The sequence below is a fragment of the Mesotoga sp. BH458_6_3_2_1 genome (assembly GCF_003664995.1).
Lineage (GTDB): Bacteria > Thermotogota > Thermotogae > Petrotogales > Kosmotogaceae > Mesotoga.
In genome coordinates this window covers 583,165-599,989 of sequence record NZ_JFHL01000002.1, presented here as the reverse complement: position 1 = coordinate 599,989, position 16,825 = coordinate 583,165, and the positions used below count along the sequence as shown (strand labels likewise).

Here is a 16,825-nt window from a genome sequence, read left to right as displayed (position 1 = left end):
CTATTCACCTTCCTTCATTCTTATCTCGATCTATTCTAATAGTCAGACGGTCCAGAATGTTCTTCATTCTGCACCCGAATGGCTTCAATTTCACTGTTCGTTTCATCTCGTCGAAATGCTCCAGTTCAACGATGAGATATGGCTCACAAACAAACTTAAGGTAAAGCTCCGGCCACTCTATCGCTAGAACCGTATCGCAATTCATGAGATCGTGGAGAGCGAGATCCAGAACCTCTTCTTCACCGGTAATCCTGTATAAATCAACGTGAACAAGAGCGGGATGCACTCTCGACGCTCCGGCATCTTCGCTTGTGCCGGTCGATAATCGGCCGGGATAGAAGTTGACAATGTTGAAAGTCGGACTTCTCACATCATTCTGATCGATGCCCAGCCCACTGGCTAGCGCTTTTACAAACGTTGTCTTGCCGCTGCCCAGATCACCGAATAGGAGGACCGTCTCTCCTCCTTCAAGCGCCTCTCCAAGTTCTTGCGCAAGGGCCTCGAAATCCTTCAGCTCAAGTTTGCCCAGTTCATAGATCTCTTCAACGCCTCTTTCCACCTCTTGAACTCTTCCTCCATTCTATTTCCCGACGGTTCAAAGACAACTTCGCTTATCCTCTTGTTCTTCAAGCTCTCCTGATCCCAGAGGTCAGTAGATATTCCTGCAAGCATTGCAGCACCAAGCGCCGTCGTTTCCTTTATAAGAGATCTGTCAACCGGGATATTCAGGATATTTGCCTGCATCTCCATCAGGAAGTTGTTTCGGGTAACTCCTCCGTCAACAAGCAGCTTGTTTAGCTTGATTCCCGTTTCCTTTTCCATCAGCTCAAGAATCTCTCTTGTTCTGAAAGCGATGTACTCGAGAACGGCTCTCACGATATGTGCTTTACTCGTTCCCCTTGTTAGACCGATCATCATGCCTCTCGCCGAGGAGTTCCAGTAAGGAGCTCCCAGACCTGTCAGAGCGCCGGAGAAAAAGACCCCTCCATTGTCATTGACTTCTCTGGCAAGCGGCTCAGTATCGGAAGGACTGTTTATTATTCCCAGTCCATCTTTCAACCAGCCTATCAAAGCTCCGGTGGCAAAAATCGAACCTTCCACAGCGTAGACTGTCTCTTCACTTGACTTCCAGCCTATTGTCGTAAGCAAGCCATGATCGGAAATCTTTGGTTCGTTTCCAATGTTCATCAGTATAAATGAACCCGTCCCATAAGTGCATTTCGCGTCACCGGTTTGAAAGGCCGTCTGACCGAACAGCGAGGCCTGTTGATCTCCGGCTATTCCCCCGATTTTTGGGCCGTAGATCGAAGGACCGAGAAGCTTACATGATTCCACCACTTTGGGGAGAAACTCCTTCTCCACTCCAAAGAGATTGAGGAGGTCACGATCCCATTCAAGTCTCTCGATGTTGAACAACATCGTTCTCGACGCGTTCGAGAAATCACACACATGGAGGTTCTCTCTAGTCAGATTCCAGATTAACCAGGAGTCAATCGTACCGAATCTCAATCTCCCTTTTCTTGCAGCTTCTTGAACTTCCGGTACATTCTCCAGCAGCCATTCCATCTTCGTCGCTGAGAAGTAAGGATCCGGCTTTAGGCCGGTTCTGCGCCTTATCAATTCTCCATGAGATTCTTCGATCTCCCTACATCTGTACGCAGTTCTTCTATCCTGCCACACTATTGCGTTGTAGAGCGGCTGATCAGTCACCGAATCCCAGGCAACGACCGTTTCTCTTTGGTTTGTGATACCTATTGCCGCAATCTCCCTGAATGAGATTCTGGCTTCCGAGACGACTTTCTCAATTGAACCCATAGTGCTTAAGATGATATCTCTAGGATCGTGCTCAACCCATCCGGGTTTGGGATAGATCTGCGTAAACTCCTCCTGAGCAACGGCAACTTGATAAAGTTCTTCATCAAAAAGAACGGCTTTGCTGCTGCTCGTTCCCTGATCGATAGCGAGAATATAGCTCATCTAACCCCTCCTATATATGAATGCGTCTTCTGAAGACGATAGCATTTTCCGGACAAAGTTCATGACACACGTAGCATGCTATGCACTTACCGTAATCGATAGCGAACCTGCTTATATCTATTGCTCCAACCGGACAGGCCCTCTCGCAAACGCGGCAGCTCACACACTTCTTCTTATCTACTTTTGGAAACTTTGTCACTAATCTCCTCAAAAGGGCCGCACCGTAAACCCCGATTAAATTCGTCTCGGGGAGAGCAAGGTTTTTCGGCTCGACTTCATCCCCAACAACCTCGTAATCGCCTACTAGTCCTTTTTCTCTTGCCAAACGAAGAATCGGAACCTTTGAATGTGCTACTCCAAAGAGTTCTGCGATGGCATCGTCAAGTGCGAAAACATCTCTCGAAATACCAATTATTCCCGGTTTTATGATCCGTCCGTTCGACGGACCGTTGCCATCCATGCCTTCTACGCCGTCGATTATCGTCAAGGACGGTCTCAGATAGCCGGCCAAATCAAGAAGCATGGCCGAGAACTCCTTCATGTTTCTCACTCTGAAATGCCAACCCTGCTTCTTCACCCCGGGAACACAGCCAAAAAGATTCTTGACCCCAAATGTGACCTGAGTGAGTGAATGTGTCTTGAGCTTCGGAAGATTCACCAGAAGGTCTGTTTCAAGAACCGGTCTGGCAATCTCAAAGCTCCTGTACGTACCCTCCTCCAGGACTACAGGAACGGGATCATCAAAATCGACAAGAGGAACTCCGAGATCTTCACAGACTTCGGTAATTCCTGCGGCATAAGCTGCAATCTCAACGCGAACGCTCGCGGGAGAGTCTCCTATGCTGACTGTCGCTCCCTTACCGAGAAAGACCTCTGCGACAGCCCGAACAAAGGCTGGATTAGTGGTGACACAACTATCCGGTAGCCTTGCCGATAGAAGATTCACTTTCAGAAGAACTTTCTTTCCCTGCAGAGTTTCGTTGAACTCGATCAGGTCCAGCCCTTCGCTAATCTTCTCCCTGCACCTTGCGTATTCTGGGCTGCTTAGGACCGCCACTTTTTTCATTAGATTCCCGTTTTCCATAAATGATCCTCTTCTTCTTCCTTCTATCGTCGACTATGCAGGATACCCCTTCGGGCAGCTTCAACTCGGAAGAAGCAAGAGTCTCTACAATGACCTCTTCAGGAATTGAGGTGACAGCCCAGAGATCTGTAAGATACAATCTCTCTCCAGATCTGATCGGAGCTTTTTGAACTGCTGATTCAAGAGCCTTTCTATAGCGTTCCCTTATTTCCTCTTCGGAATGATTTACCTTGTCATCCATCGTGGTTCACCTCATAAAAATTATACTCTATGCAATGGCTTTAGATTGGAAAAGCGGCTTAACAGATTTGCCCAATTCTTCACAAACATAATCTCTGACTCTTTCCGAAGAAACTTCTTTCATTGTAGAATGAAATGGGAGGGGAGTCTTTTGGAATTTGTCGTTCTTGACACGGAGACAACGGGAATGAGCCCTCAACGCGGGGCGAGACTGATCGAGGTCGCGGGAGTGCGTGTACGCGACTGGAAAGTCTGCAGGAACGATTACTACGATTCACTTATAGATCCAGCATGTATTATTCCAATCACAATAACTGCCCTGACGGGAATCAGCAATTTGACTGTTAAGGGGAAGCCTGAGGTAAAAGATGTTCTCAAAGACTTTTTTTCCTTCGTTGGAGACGCAACTCTCGTAATTCACAACGCTCCGTTCGATCTCTCCTTTCTCGACTATTACGCCCAACAGTCCGGACTGGGCAGGCTTCAGAACTCATATATAGATACCGTAGAAATGTCGAAAGCTGTGTTCAGATATGGTAGAAACAATCTTGACATACTGCTTGCAAGATTGGGGATAGTCCCAGAATCTCGCCATAGAGCTCTTGGGGACGCATTGGCAACGGCCGAAGCATTCGTAGCAATGTTAAATAGAATCGGTACAAATAATGTAACAAGATTTATAAGAAGCTCTCGAAGGTAAACTTTATGATATTCAAGTAAGTGCTACGTTTTTCGCTCTCTTGTAAGTACTTCCGAAAAGGATTCTGGAGGTTGCTTTCCTCCTCTTCTGTACTGTTGGGAGAAGTCTTTCTGATCGGGTTATGAAACAGCAGTTTTCTTTGGAATTATCAATATATTGTGCTACAATCATCATTGTCCACTATTTATTGAGGCTATTCATGGAGGTAATGAGATGTTGAATGTTAGGAAAAGAAACGGAGCCATAGTCGAATTCGAACTGGAGAAGATAATCAACGCCATGAAAAAAGCATTTGAGGCAACCGAAACCCACTATAACGAAGACATACTTGAGAGGGTCGCACTGAGAGTCGTGGCGGATTTTCAGCCAAAAACGGCTGACAATCTCGTAGACATAGAGGATATTCAGGACTCTGTAGAAAGAACGCTTGAAAACCTTGCATTTGCCGATGCTGCCAAGGCATATATACTCTATAGAAGACACAGGGAGAAACTCAGAGAACTTGATTCCTCCATGCTCGACTTCTCAAAGACAGTTAACAGCTATCTCGACATGCTTGACTGGCGGGTACATGAGAACTCTACAGTCACATACTCAATCGGAGGGCTGATTCTTCACAACAGCGGTACGGTAACCGCCAATTACTGGCTAAGGGAGGTCTACGACCCACAGATAGGCAACGCCCACCGAGAGGGTGACATCCATATTCATGATCTCTCAATGCTTTCGGGATACTGTGCAGGCTGGAGCCTCAAACAGCTTATTGAGGAAGGTCTCGGAGGAGTGACGGGAAAGGTGTCGTCATCGCCGGCAAAACACCTTTCTACACTTGTGAATCAGATGGTGAACTTCCTTGGAATACTCCAGAATGAATGGGCAGGTGCTCAGGCTTTTTCTTCATTCGATACCTATCTCGCGCCCTTCGTGAAGATCGACAACCTTTCGCTCAAAGAAGTCAAACAGAACATTCAATCTTTTGTCTTCGGAGTAAATACGCCTTCTAGATGGGGTACACAGGCCCCATTCACTAATATTACCCTCGACTGGGTTGTCCCGGCAAAATTGAAGAATGAGCCGGCAATAGTTGGAGGGGAAGCGATGGACTTCACTTATGGGGAATGTCAGGAAGAAATGAAGATGATAAACCGCGCCTTCCTTGAGATTCTCGACGAGGGAGATGCAAATGGTCGAGGCTTCCAGTATCCAATACCGACCTACAATATCACCAAGGATTTTGACTGGGAGAATCAGGATGCAGAGCTTCTCTTTGAGATAACAAGCAAATATGGCACTCCCTACTTCCAGAACTTCATAAACTCCGACCTAGATCCTGACGATGTGAGGAGTATGTGTTGCAGGTTGCAACTTGACAAACGCGAATTGAAAAGGAGAGGTGGGGGACTCTTCGGTTCAGATGAGTTCACGGGTTCCATAGGCGTCGTTACAATAAACCTTCCTAGAATTGCATACCTCAGCAAGAGTGAAGAAGAGTTTTTCGAAAGGCTTTCGAAAATGATGGATCTGTCGAGCCGAAGTCTTGAAATCAAGAGATCGGTAGTAGAGAAACTGAATAGTGAAGGCCTATATCCATACACAAAGAGATATCTGAAGAACTTCGACAACCATTTTTCTACTATTGGCTTGATAGGAATGAATGAAGCAAGTATGAATGCCCGCTGGATAAAAAAGACCATAGCCGAAGAAGAGGGCTACCAGTTTGCATTGAGAGTGCTGAACTTCATGAGAAACAAGATAATCGGTTATCAGGAGACAACCGACCATCTCTATAACCTAGAGGCGACACCGGCCGAATCAACGGCTTACAGACTCGCCAAGATGGACAGAAGAAAATTCCCTCAAATACTTACTGCGGGAAAAGAGAACCCTTATTACACAAACTCTTCACATCTGCCTGTGGACTACACGAAGGACATTTTCAGTGCTCTAGACCTTCAGGAGGAACTACAGCAGAAATATACCGGAGGCACAGTATTCCACTCCTTCCTTGGAGAGAGAATATCTGACTGGAAAACGACCAGGCAGCTCGTGAGAAAGATCGCCGAGAATTACAGGATTCCTTACTTCACGATTTCACCCACCTACTCGGTCTGTCAGAACCACGGATATATAAGAGGAGAGCAGTTCACTTGTCCCGAATGCGGAAAGCCAACCGAGGTGTATTCAAGGATTACAGGCTACTACAGACCAGTACAGAACTGGAACACTGGAAAACAGGAAGAATTCAAAACGAGAGAGACTTACAGAGTTGGGAGAGAGAAAGTAGATGAATTTCGCAGGAATGGAGAGGGTCAGTCTAGTGGACTATCCGGGCAAAGTAGCCCTGACACTGTTTACCTCAAGCTGTAATTTCGACTGTTCTTATTGCCACAATCCCGAACTAAAAGAAATGGTTGAGGAGAAAGTCGGTGAATCGGAGGTCTTCGAATACCTTGACAAAAGGGCAGCTCTCATAGATGCGGTTGTTATTACCGGGGGAGAGCCGACACTAAGGGCAGACGATCTGATCCCTTTTGTTGAAAGTCTGAAAGCCCAATTTCCGGCTGTACTGGTTAAACTCGACACCAATGGATGGAATTCAGATATTCTCAGGGAGTTCCTAGACATCATCGACTATGTCGCTGTCGATCTCAAGTCTTTGGACTATGAGCAGTTCTCTACTGTAAATCTGAAGCAAATTCAGAAAAGCATTGAGTTGGTAAAAACTTTCTCCACTCATGAGATAAGGATCACAATGTTTCCACCTTACGTTCCTGAAAAGGATTTCGAAGAGCTTGCGAGAATGTGCAGCGGAGCGTCGTTGGTTTCAGTTCAGCAGTATAGACCGGTAGCCGGGTTTTGCGAATCGCCACCTTATTCGGATTCAGTGTTAGGACAATTCGCCGACTTGATCTCTGGATATGTGCAGAACGTTTCCGTTAGAAAGTAGAAAGACTCTAAGGTGGCAAAAGAACCGGCCGTTTCGCGGCCGGTTCTCTCGTTTTGTGCCAGCAAAGAAGAACGATTGATCTTCTTGTCAAGCTACCCAAGAAGTCACCTGAGTTCGAAGTAGAACTTGAACCCGTTTCCCCCGAAAAACACCTGAGGCTCCACTCCAACTCCCAGAGGTGTTCTCCACTCGAAACCTATTCCTATCGACAGACCGAGAGTGGCGTTGTCACCGGCAGCCGCCATCAAGTAAAGCTTGGGAATGAAGGTGCTCATATCATCGGAAGGAGCAACAGCGAAGCTCTCAGTGAGAGGGACTCCTGCCTGAAGTATCTCCAGCGCATAGAATCTGGGATTAAATGCATAGGGGTTCCAGCCCTTGAGATCGGTACTTCCTCCCAGGTAGAAACGCCTGGTCACCGGCGCATCTCCGAAATAAGTCACGCCTCCTCTTGTCTCACTCTCAATGTAAATTCTTCCAATGATCCTGTACCAATAATTAACAGACGCCTTCTGTTGCAGATAATTTATTCCGTCACCAAATCCGTAGGAGAGAGACGTCTTTCCGTATAAGTTCCCTCGACTCTCCTGGTAGTTATCCTCATCTCCAAACGAAAAGGCTCCAGTGAGTATCGAAACCGAGTAGTCATTTGCAGGCGTGGCCTCAAACGACGCATTTTCGTACGTATAGGAAATTCCGGCAACATACTCTCCAAAGGGATGGGTTCCACCCAGCTCTACAGAATTCAGAGAAAGCATAATATCGTCTTGCCACGGAACCTCTTTAAAGAGAGTCACCTCAATGAAGGGATTTATTTCTGTTCCAAAGGCGCTAAAGGTGCTCGCGCCAAATCTCAATCCACCCCAGAAAAACTCGGGTTGGGGAAGAAAGCCAAGTAATTTCTTATCGGTGAACCTCAGAAAGCGGATTCCCCCATAAACGTTCACCCCAGAACCCAGAAGGTTTCGATCTCCCACTCCCAATGTTAGATACTCGCCAAAATACGGGTAGAAAGAAGAACTTTCTTGAACAGAAATCACCAGCTTGTAATCACCACCGACATCCCCAAGCTGAAGATATACATCTGTAAAGAGACCGCACTCTTCCAGATTTCTCTTCGCCCTGTAAACTCTCTCGATACTTAGCTCTTCACCGATCTTGAGCCCGGAAATATTTATCACCACTTGCGGAAGTGTCTTTTCAATACCCGTTACTTCGATTTCAACGATTTTGTTAGCAAAAACCGTCAAAGAAAAGAAAATGAACATTACCGACAGAAGTATTCGCTTCATCTAATCACCTCACTCGAGCAACTCGTCGACTTTCGTCACTGCATCATCGAAAGCCGGTTTTGGCTCTGAAACCCCTTTTCTTACCTGCTCAACAGCGTTGTAAAGAATGTTCCTGATCTCAATGATATTTGTGTGAACCGGTCTGGCTCTGGCAAATTCTATCGAGTCTATAGGAGCCTTTAACTGCGGGAAGCGCTGCCAGATCAGCTGTATCTCAAGAGAACTCATTGCAGACTTCAGAACCGGCATGTATCCCGTTCCCTCGTACCAGAACAATGTGTTCTTCTCTGAAACCATCCATTTGATGAAGGTCCAGGCTGCCTGAAGCTTCTCTTCTGAGAGTCCGGCCATGATGGCAAGAGATCCTCCTCCAAGCGTTGTGGCCTTCTGTCTGCCTTCAGGTAGAGGAGCCACCCCTAGACTCCAGGGTATGTTCTCGAGAGCGTAACGAATTCCTCCACTCGTCATGGGGCCCATCGAGATTCTCCCCATTGTGAAGGACTGTATTCCTTCATCAATAGTTAGATCAGCAGGAGAAAGGCCTTCACTAAACCATCTCCGCCACGTTTCCAGAGCCTCAATTCCCTCAGAAGAATTGATAATACACTCGGTCATTTGCTCATTGAAGATCTCTCCGCAATTCTGCCAGACCAGTGGTTCAAACTGGTAGAACATTGCGTCAACACCCCACAAGAGACCATACTGTGAAGGCCTTGAATCACCAGGCTTTCTGACTGTCAGCTTTCGCGCATATTCCTCCAACTCCTCCCAGTTCCGAGGTGGTCTTTCAGGATCTAGTCCGGCCGCCTTGAAGTGATCTTTGTTGTAATACAGCATCAGTGCACTTATGTTAAATGGAAGAGCGTAAGGGTTGCCGTCACGAATTATCGTCTGCCAGAAACTATCGACAAAGTCCTCTGGACTCAAAGAAGAGTCGCCGCCGATCAGATCAGTAAGATTCTGTAAAGAACCATCTTTGGAAAAGATCTGAATATGCTCTATGTTGACCTGAGCAACATCCGGTCCCTTCCCGGTGAGAAGAGCCGTCTTTAGCTTTGTAACAGTATCATCGTAGGATCCCTGAAACATTGCCCTTACCGTGATGTCTTTGTGAGCCTTGTTGAAATCCGCAACAAGCTTGTCGATGATCGGCTTCTGATAATCCGACATCGAATGCCAGAATGTGAGAGTTACGGACCCGAGGCCAGCAACTGCTAGTATTAACAGCAAAAGCACCGTAGTCATTCTTTTCATTTTTTCCTCCTTCTCTCTATCCTTTTAGTCCCGTAAGGGTTATCCCTTTGACAAACTGTTTCTGGGCAATGAAATAAGCAATCATAATCGGTAAGGTGGCTACTACTGTCGCAGCCATAAACTCTCCCCACTGGATTCCTCCCTCTGACTTGAACATCGCCAACCCCAACTGGACGGTTCTCATTTCCGGTTCACTTATGATAAGCAAAGGCCAGAAGTAGTTATTCCACGACCACATAAAAGAGAAAACGGCTATGGTAGCTATAGCTGGCTTAGTCAAGGGAAGAAATACATTGAACAGAGTCCTGAGGGGGCCGCAACCATCAATCGTGGCAGCATCCTCAAGATCTCTCGGGATAGTCAAGAAGAACTGCCTGAGAAAGAAGATCGAAATTGCGGTAGCCGCGTGAGGCATAATCAACCCAAAATATGAATTGTCCATGTTGAGCCTCATTACTACCAGATACTGAGGAATCATTACAACTTGCTGGGGAATCATCATAGTCACAAGAAAGATATAGAATATCACTTCTCTGCCCCTGAATCTCATCCTGGCAAATGCGAAGGCTGCCAGAGAAGCCGTCACAAGCTGCAAAAAAGTAGTAGCCAGCGCTACAATTGTGCTATTCAAAAGGTATCTGGCAAATGGAACCTTCGTGAATACATTGACATAATTCTTCAGAGTAAACTCCCTGGGAATAAGAGAAAAGGGATCTCTGAGAATCTCTCTCAAATCCTTGAAAGATGTCATGAAAGACCAGAAGAACGGGAAGATCATTACAACTGCACCGGCTATAAGTATCGCGTACTTGAAAACTCTCCCGATCCTTTTAGTCATAATGTACAGTCCTCTCGATAGTTTTCACCTGAAAGGCAGTAAGAGATACCACGAATAAGAATAAAACAAAGGCCATTGCTGCTGCATAACCAAACCTGTAATATGAGAAAGCCTCTCGATAGAGCCTAAAGACAACGACCGAGGTTGTGTTGAGCGGCCCTCCGTCGGGAGTCATGACCATTATTGGACCAAAGACCTGAAAGGAGCTTATGCTGAACATTATCAGTAGAAAGAAAGTGGTGGGCGAAAGAAGCGGTACAGTGATCTTTCTCAACATCTGAAACTTGTTTGCCCCACTCAGGGCCGCAGCTTCATAGTAAGTCGCCGGGATATTCTGAAGGCCTGCAAGATAGACGACCATTGCGTATCCAATATTCTGCCAGATACCCATCAATATTATCACGAACAGCGCCACGCTAGGACCCTGCAAGATCCTCGGAAGCTGAATTCCAGTCCAGTTGAAAAGGATTTGAAAGATCCCATCTGGGTTGGTCAACCAGTTCACATACTCCCCTCCGAAAGACCCGATTATGTGATTAATATACCCTAATTCAGTACTGAAAAGAAAGCTGAAGCCCATACCAGCAGCAATAGGCGATGTTACTACCGGAAGGAAATAGATCATTCTGAAGAACCCTATTCCCTTCATTGTCGAATCGTTCAGAAGATTGGCAAAAAGAAAACCGATAAGTAGTGAAAAAGGGAGAACACCGAGAATGTAATAAGCGGTGTATAACATTGAGTCCCAGAATTCGCTCGATGATAGAATCTGTGCGTAGTTCCCCAAACCCACGAAAGTCATTGTCGGAGAAAGATCCCACTCAAAAAAGCTGATGGCAAATGAGTATATCAATGGATATAACAGAAAGAAACCAATTATTGCACCTGCAGGTGCAATAAATATGTAAGGAATAACTCTCTTCACCTGTAGACCCCCAGAATGCTATTGTTCAAATACCGAAACACCAGCCCTTCCTTGAACGCCTGCTAAATTTTCAGTCCCGAAGACTCAACTAACTCTAAAGTCTAGTCGCACCGACATAGATACCACCCCGTAGTGGATGAAAGCCTAACGTCTCTTACAACGGGAAAATTCTCTTTGAGCTCTTCTAAGGCTTTCGGTACGAAGCTTCTGTAATCGCTTCTCTCGAAGAACTCGACAACATAGACTACGGGATTTCTATTCGGAAAGAAATCGTGAATCAGAATCTCTTTCCTGCATATTCTACGACTCTCTCTATAAAACTTCTCCCTGCCCTCAACCTTATGACCGTGTACGACATAAGACGCGACGAGAAGATCAAAACTATTGTCTTCAAAGGGAAGCTTCTCAAAAAAGTCGCCTTGAACAACTTTGACTCTGCTTTCTTTAAGATTATGCCTCGCTATCGCTACCATGGAAGTCGAAGCATCTACAGCAGTCACTCGGTATCCCAGTTCATCGAATGCTTTGGCAAGAGCACCGGTTCCGCAACCGATATCGAGAACACTCTCGATATCGTCGCCAATTAGAGAACGATGTTCTTTCAAAAGGCTTCGATAATTCTTCAGCTGCGACTTGAAAGCAACGTTATAAAACGGAGCTATTAGTGAAAACAGCAAAACATGCGCTTTGTTTCCCATCTATCCTCCTCATTTAGATACTATCAGAAATTCCCAGAATTCGGTGAAATCAGATCTGTCTTGACATTGACAATCTCAGTCAGTATAATATATATGATTAGTGCATATATAGGAGGTGACTATATGCCATTTGGATCTGGTCCTTTGAGGTTTAGAGACGGTTCCTGCAGATTCTACGGCTACGGCCCCGGATATGGAGCAGGATCCGGAAGAGGAATGGGATATGGTAGGGGATATGGGCCAGGAAGAGGTTTCGGTTATTATGGGCCATACGCCTACGATCAGGAAATTTCCCCCGAAATGGAAAGTCAGGAACTAAAGGAGTATCGAGCAATGCTTAAGAGAGAGCTCGAAATGATCGGCGAAGAGATCAAGGAAATTGAAAAGAGACTGGAAACGCTTGAAAACAAAAACAGTACCGAAGAAGAGGAGTGAGAATATGCCGTGGAGAGATGGAACTGGACCCAACGGTTCTGGACCAATGACTGGCTGGGGCATGGGCAACTGTGCTCCCGATGATCAAGTATCGAGACAAACGCCGGCAAGGAACTACTCCTACCGATTATTTCCGAGGAGAAGACTGTTCCTCGGAAGAAGGATGGGATTTGGGGGAGGATTTGGCGTCGGAAGAGGCATGGGCTTTCGTTTCAGGAGATGGTGGTAGGCCTTGGTTATTGCCGTACTAAGTGGCAAGGGAGGCACAGGAAAGACCACCCTTGCCACAAACCTCGCTAGCGCCATATCTGACGATTTTGATGTTCAACTTCTGGACGCAGACGCTGAAGAACCTGATGTACATCTGTTTTTTGACCCAGAGATTGAGCATGAAGAGGAAATTGAGCTGATGCTTCCAGCAATAGATAAGGAGAAGTGCACTCGTTGTGGCAAATGCGCCGAAGCCTGCCAGTTTGGAGCGCTTTCCGTTTTCGATACTGGTGTAATGGTCTTCGAATCCTTGTGTCATGGCTGCGGTTTGTGCACTTTTGTCTGTCCCGAGAAGGCAATCACCGAGAGACCAAAAGTCATTGGAGAAGTTAAAACAGGCAGAATAAACGACAAGATTGATTTTGGAATGGGGATACTGGAAATTGGAGAACCGTCCCCTGTAAGGGTTATCAGAAAACTTAAAGGGAATATTGATCGAAACAAGGTAGTCATTATCGATTCTCCCCCGGGAACGTCCTGTTCTGTGGTAGAGACACTAAGAAAGGTAGATTTCGCGATACTGGTAACCGAACCCACTCCATTTGGTCTTCATGATTTGAAACTTGCAGTTAAAATTGTGAGAGAGATGGAGATTCCTTTCGGTGTAGTAGTCAACAGAGATACGGGTTCCTACACAATGATAGATGAATATGCCAGTGAAGAAACCATTGTTGTCCTCGAAAGAATACCCTTTGATCGCAGCATAGCCGAAGCCTATTCTGAAGGCAAGCTCTTCACTGAAACTTCGCCATCATGGAAGATACGGTTCAAGGAACTGGCTGAGAAGATCTTCTCTTCATCGGGGGTGTCATGATGTTTCAACTTGCCATTGTAAGCGGAAAGGGCGGAACGGGAAAGACAACACTTGCCGGATCGCTTTCCTCTCTCTTTGACTCAATAGTGATGGCCGATTGCGATGTGGACGCACCAAACCTTCACCTAATTCTCGAGAATAAGCTGATCGAGAAATTCGAATATTATGGTGGTAAAAAGGCAGAAATCTCTGATCAATGCATATCATGCGGACTCTGCGAGAAATTCTGCAGATTCGATGCGATTATCAGGGGAGGTCCTTACTCAATCGATCCTTACGCATGCGAGGGATGCGGCATGTGTGTGGCAGTCTGTCCGGCGAACGCAATTTCGCTCAAAGACAATAAGTCCGGAGATTACTTCTTATCTCAGTCGAATGAAATCCCTCTTGTTCACGCCTTATTGACTCCAGGAGAAGAGACTTCTGGAGGGTTGGTGGCCGAAGTCAGAAAACTGGCAATTAATGTCGCAGAGAGGGAAAGAAAGGAACTAATCGTGATCGATGGTGCTCCGGGAATTGGGTGCCCCGCAACTTCATCAATTACCGGGGCAACTTACGTGCTTGCAGTTGCCGAACCGACTGTATCGGGAAACCACGATCTTGCAAGAATAGTGGAGACTATAAGACATTTCAAGAGAGATTTCGGAATAGTTATAAACAAGTGGGATTTGAATACTTCAAAAAGCGCTTTCATAGAGTCCTGGTGTGGAGCTAACGGAATAGAGCTCCTGGGCAAAATTCCCTTTGACGAGCAGGTGGAGAAAGCGACCATTATGGGAAAACCGGTTGTTGCAATGGAAGACTCAAAGGCGGCGCAAGCAATAAGGCGAATTGCCCTGAGGCTGAAACGGAGAATTTCCGGAGGTGTAGAAGAATAATGAAAATAGCTATCCCAGTTAAAGAAAAGACTATAAACAGTATTCCAGACGATAGATTTGCCAGAGCGAAGTTCTTTCTGATCTATGACCCGGATACGGGAAGTGAACAATATATAGAACCAGACAACAGCGTGGCGCACGGTGCCGGACCCATGGCAGTAAACATGCTCACAAAGCAAGGGATAGACACAATAATAGCTTTCCATCTTGGGGGCAACGCCGTTCAAGCGATAGAAGCTGCGGGCATGGCCTTTTATGAAGCCTTTGTCGGCACAGCCAAGGAGAACATTGAAGCTGTCCTCAGCAGAAGGAAGAAATAAATCTGCAGGACTATCCTCTGATATCCCGATCTCTAGTTCACTCGCAGAGGTTTTTGGTCTGGCCGGATTGTTTTGGACAGATAGACGCATTTCTCTTGGAGCGAGAGAGAATTCATAGTATTTGATTTCTTTGCCGCCTCTCAACGGTGTAAAATACACTGAGAGGTGATACCGGTGAGAAAAGAGGAACTGGCAATGCAGTTTGACTTGCTCTCAAGGCTTCTCAAGGTCATCAGGGACAATCCATTCAAGGCAAGAACCTATGAATTTGCAGCAAGAGTCATCAGATCTAATTTACCTTCGGGTCGGCTTACAAGTGACGATGTTGCTGGCATTTCATCGATCAAGGGCATAGGGAAGGCTGTAAAAGAGAAGGCCCTCGAGTTTTTGGAGAGTGGCGAAATGAAGAAGACTTCGGAATTGAAGAACATGATGCCATCTGCTGTCTATTTGCTTGCTTTTCACGATCTTATCGACCCCGAGGTAATTTCCTTCATATGGAAGGACATGGGTCTTGAAAAGCCATTAGAAATCGTAAACTTCCTGGCAAATAGAAAGGAGAGTCTGAAACTCTCTCAAGACAGACTCTCCAAAATCGAGGCCATTCTTCTGGAAGATCAAACTGGATGACGACTATATCTGGTATATGTTAGAGTACTTCTCCTTGACATATTTCAGGAAATATGAGGGATCCAGCTCTTTTCCGGTGGCTGCTTTCAGAAGTTTCTCGGGCTCGTACCGCCTTCCCATGCTATGAATGTTCTTTCTTAACCAGTCGACAAGAGACAAGACATCTCCCATTTCTATCCTCTTGTCAAGGCCTGGAATCTCCTGCCTTGCTTTCGAATACATCTGTGCAGCATATAGGTTTCCCAACATATACGATGGGAAATACCCGATCATTCCGGATGGCCAGTGGATATCCTGGAGCACTCCGTCGCTGTCAGTATCAGGCACAATTCCGAGATACTCTTTCATCTTTGCATTCCAAGCCTTCGGGAGATCCGAAACTCGAAGGTCTCCTTTGATAAGAGCTTCTTCAAGCTCAAACCTAATCATGATATGAAGGTTGTATGTTACTTCATCGGCCTCTATTCTAATTAGAGACGGCTTTACGTTATTTACTGATCTATAAAATTCATCCAGTGGAACGTTCTTGAAATTCGATGGATAAGCCTTCTGTATCTGTGGATAGAAGAACGACAGAAATTCCCTGCTTCTACCGACCATGTTCTCCATCATTCTCGATTGAGATTCGTGAATACCTAGAGAGCACGCACCGTAAAGAGGTGTCTCTTTGAGTGAAATAGGCAACCCCTGCTCATAGATCGCATGACCCCCCTCATGGATCGATCCAAAAAGAGAAGGGGTGAATTCGCATGATGTGTATTTAGTCGTTACCCTGACATCGTTTACCCCTATACCTATTGTGAAGGGATGGACCGTTTCGTCAAGCCTGCCGGCATCGAAGTCGTAACCTATTAGTTTGAGAACCTTTCTACTCAGTTTCTCCTGAGCTCTTCTGTTGAATCTCCCCTCAAGAAGAGAGGCATCGGCTAATTCGCCCTCCTCCACAATCTTCTTTATAAAAGGTATGAGATCCGATTTCAACGGCTCAATAATTTTCCGCAGTTTTCTGGCTGTCATACCTTCTTCAAAGCCTTCGAGAAGGGCATCGTACGGATTATCCTCAAATCCGTACAATCGGGCCATTTCCCTGGACAGTTCGACGATTTCCTCCAGATATGGCTCCAAACTGTTGAAATCATTTTCTTTCCGAGCTTTTTCCCACACTTTTTCACTATTCGATGTTAGGACTGAGTACTTCTGATGAAGCTCAGGGGGAATTGCCCTTGCTCTCTTATAGGACTTCGATGCCACCCTAACCATTGCCTTCTCGTCTTCAGTCAGTTCCTCCTGGACTTTGTTCTCATTGAGCTGGCCAAGCAAAGCTCCTACTTCTTCAGAAACCGACTTTCTGAATGCGAGAGTCGAAATATATCCAAGAGCCTCCGCCCTCATCTCTGCCCCCTTCAAGGGAATGCATGTTCTCATGTCCCATGCCATGAGGGCTGCAGCGCTATGAAGATAAGAGATCTCGGAGTATTTAGACTTAAGCTGATCTATAAGTTTCAAAGTCACACCTCCAATTC

19 protein-coding genes are annotated in these 16,825 nt (G+C 46.0%); 9 read left to right on the top strand and 10 right to left on the bottom strand.

The features are described from left to right. Window positions 1-4: 4 nt before the first annotated feature. Genes tsaE through Y697_RS03210 form a run of 4 tightly spaced genes read right to left on the bottom strand, consistent with a single transcriptional unit; the run spans window position 5 to window position 3,302 of the window. Entirely contained in the window at window positions 5-559 is a 555-nt protein-coding gene (gene tsaE / locus Y697_RS03225) for a tRNA (adenosine(37)-N6)-threonylcarbamoyltransferase complex ATPase subunit type 1 TsaE (RefSeq protein WP_121550237.1), read from the bottom strand. Then, on the bottom strand, window positions 511-1,977 hold the full coding sequence (gene glpK, locus Y697_RS03220; RefSeq protein WP_121550236.1) for a glycerol kinase GlpK: 1,467 nt from the start codon (window positions 1,975-1,977) through the stop codon (window positions 511-513). The genes tsaE and glpK overlap by 49 nt, the downstream gene beginning before the upstream one ends. 10 nt (window positions 1,978-1,987) lie before the next feature. After that, entirely contained in the window at window positions 1,988-3,061 is a 1,074-nt protein-coding gene (locus tag Y697_RS03215) for a DUF362 domain-containing protein (protein ID WP_121550235.1), read from the bottom strand. After that, window positions 2,985-3,302 carry a hypothetical protein gene (locus Y697_RS03210; RefSeq protein ID WP_121550234.1) on the bottom strand — a complete coding sequence of 106 codons (318 nt, stop codon included), beginning with the start codon at window positions 3,300-3,302 and terminating at the stop codon, window positions 2,985-2,987. The genes Y697_RS03215 and Y697_RS03210 overlap by 77 nt, the downstream gene beginning before the upstream one ends. A gap of 150 nt (window positions 3,303-3,452) precedes the next feature. Here Y697_RS03210 and Y697_RS03205 point away from each other — a divergent pair, with 150 nt between their 5' ends. The 3 genes from Y697_RS03205 to Y697_RS03195 all read left to right on the top strand — a co-directional run bounded on the left by Y697_RS03205 (window position 3,453) and on the right by Y697_RS03195 (window position 6,948). Beyond that, window positions 3,453-4,001: a PolC-type DNA polymerase III gene (locus Y697_RS03205; protein ID WP_121550233.1), complete on the top strand. Its 549-nt coding sequence runs from the start codon at window positions 3,453-3,455 to the stop codon at window positions 3,999-4,001. A gap of 213 nt (window positions 4,002-4,214) precedes the next feature. Beyond that, entirely contained in the window at window positions 4,215-6,368 is a 2,154-nt protein-coding gene (locus Y697_RS03200) for a ribonucleoside triphosphate reductase (RefSeq protein WP_121550232.1), read from the top strand. Then, entirely contained in the window at window positions 6,286-6,948 is a 663-nt protein-coding gene (locus tag Y697_RS03195) for an anaerobic ribonucleoside-triphosphate reductase activating protein (RefSeq protein ID WP_121550231.1), read from the top strand. Before Y697_RS03200 ends, Y697_RS03195 begins: the two co-directional genes overlap by 83 nt. A 104-nt stretch (window positions 6,949-7,052) precedes the next feature. On the opposite strand, the gene Y697_RS03190 is transcribed toward Y697_RS03195, so the two are convergent. From Y697_RS03190 to Y697_RS03170, 5 genes are all read right to left on the bottom strand, one after another. Further along, window positions 7,053-8,240, bottom strand: coding sequence for a hypothetical protein (locus Y697_RS03190; RefSeq protein ID WP_121550230.1), 1,188 nt, complete (start codon window positions 8,238-8,240; stop codon window positions 7,053-7,055). A gap of 9 nt (window positions 8,241-8,249) precedes the next feature. Then, on the bottom strand, window positions 8,250-9,494 hold the full coding sequence (locus tag Y697_RS03185; protein ID WP_121550229.1) for an ABC transporter substrate-binding protein: 1,245 nt from the start codon (window positions 9,492-9,494) through the stop codon (window positions 8,250-8,252). A 16-nt stretch (window positions 9,495-9,510) separates the two neighbouring features. After that, window positions 9,511-10,332, bottom strand: a complete 822-nt coding sequence (locus Y697_RS03180; RefSeq protein ID WP_121550228.1) for a carbohydrate ABC transporter permease — start codon at window positions 10,330-10,332, stop codon at window positions 9,511-9,513. Further along, window positions 10,325-11,257, bottom strand: a complete 933-nt coding sequence (locus Y697_RS03175) for a carbohydrate ABC transporter permease (RefSeq protein WP_121550227.1) — start codon at window positions 11,255-11,257, stop codon at window positions 10,325-10,327. Before Y697_RS03175 ends, Y697_RS03180 begins: the two co-directional genes overlap by 8 nt. 101 nt (window positions 11,258-11,358) lie before the next feature. Next, on the bottom strand, window positions 11,359-11,955 hold the full coding sequence (locus Y697_RS03170) for a class I SAM-dependent methyltransferase (RefSeq protein ID WP_121550226.1): 597 nt from the start codon (window positions 11,953-11,955) through the stop codon (window positions 11,359-11,361). A 123-nt stretch (window positions 11,956-12,078) separates the two neighbouring features. On the opposite strand from Y697_RS03170, the gene Y697_RS03165 reads away from it, so the two are divergent. From Y697_RS03165 to Y697_RS03140, 6 genes are all read left to right on the top strand, one after another. Continuing rightward, a complete protein-coding gene (locus Y697_RS03165) occupies window positions 12,079-12,390 on the top strand; it encodes a DUF5320 domain-containing protein (RefSeq protein ID WP_121550225.1) in 312 nt (103 codons plus the stop codon). 4 nt (window positions 12,391-12,394) lie between these two features. Then, the gene (locus tag Y697_RS03160; protein WP_121550224.1) at window positions 12,395-12,619 is read left to right on the top strand and encodes a DUF5320 domain-containing protein; all 225 of its coding nucleotides are present in this window, start codon (window positions 12,395-12,397) and stop codon (window positions 12,617-12,619) included. A gap of 3 nt (window positions 12,620-12,622) precedes the next feature. Continuing rightward, window positions 12,623-13,474, top strand: a complete 852-nt coding sequence (locus tag Y697_RS03155; RefSeq protein ID WP_121550223.1) for an ATP-binding protein — start codon at window positions 12,623-12,625, stop codon at window positions 13,472-13,474. Then, window positions 13,474-14,352 carry an ATP-binding protein gene (locus tag Y697_RS03150; RefSeq protein WP_121550222.1) on the top strand — a complete coding sequence of 293 codons (879 nt, stop codon included), beginning with the start codon at window positions 13,474-13,476 and terminating at the stop codon, window positions 14,350-14,352. The genes Y697_RS03155 and Y697_RS03150 overlap by 1 nt, the downstream gene beginning before the upstream one ends. Then, window positions 14,352-14,672, top strand: a complete 321-nt coding sequence (locus Y697_RS03145; protein ID WP_121550221.1) for a NifB/NifX family molybdenum-iron cluster-binding protein — start codon at window positions 14,352-14,354, stop codon at window positions 14,670-14,672. The genes Y697_RS03150 and Y697_RS03145 overlap by 1 nt, the downstream gene beginning before the upstream one ends. A 174-nt stretch (window positions 14,673-14,846) precedes the next feature. Further along, window positions 14,847-15,302, top strand: a complete 456-nt coding sequence (locus Y697_RS03140; protein ID WP_121550220.1) for a DNA polymerase IV (family X)-like protein — start codon at window positions 14,847-14,849, stop codon at window positions 15,300-15,302. 3 nt (window positions 15,303-15,305) lie between these two features. Here the strand turns inward: Y697_RS03140 and Y697_RS03135 are convergent, their stop codons facing one another. Then, window positions 15,306-16,814: a carboxypeptidase M32 gene (locus Y697_RS03135; RefSeq protein ID WP_259462283.1), complete on the bottom strand. Its 1,509-nt coding sequence runs from the start codon at window positions 16,812-16,814 to the stop codon at window positions 15,306-15,308. Window positions 16,815-16,825: the final 11 nt, after the last annotated feature.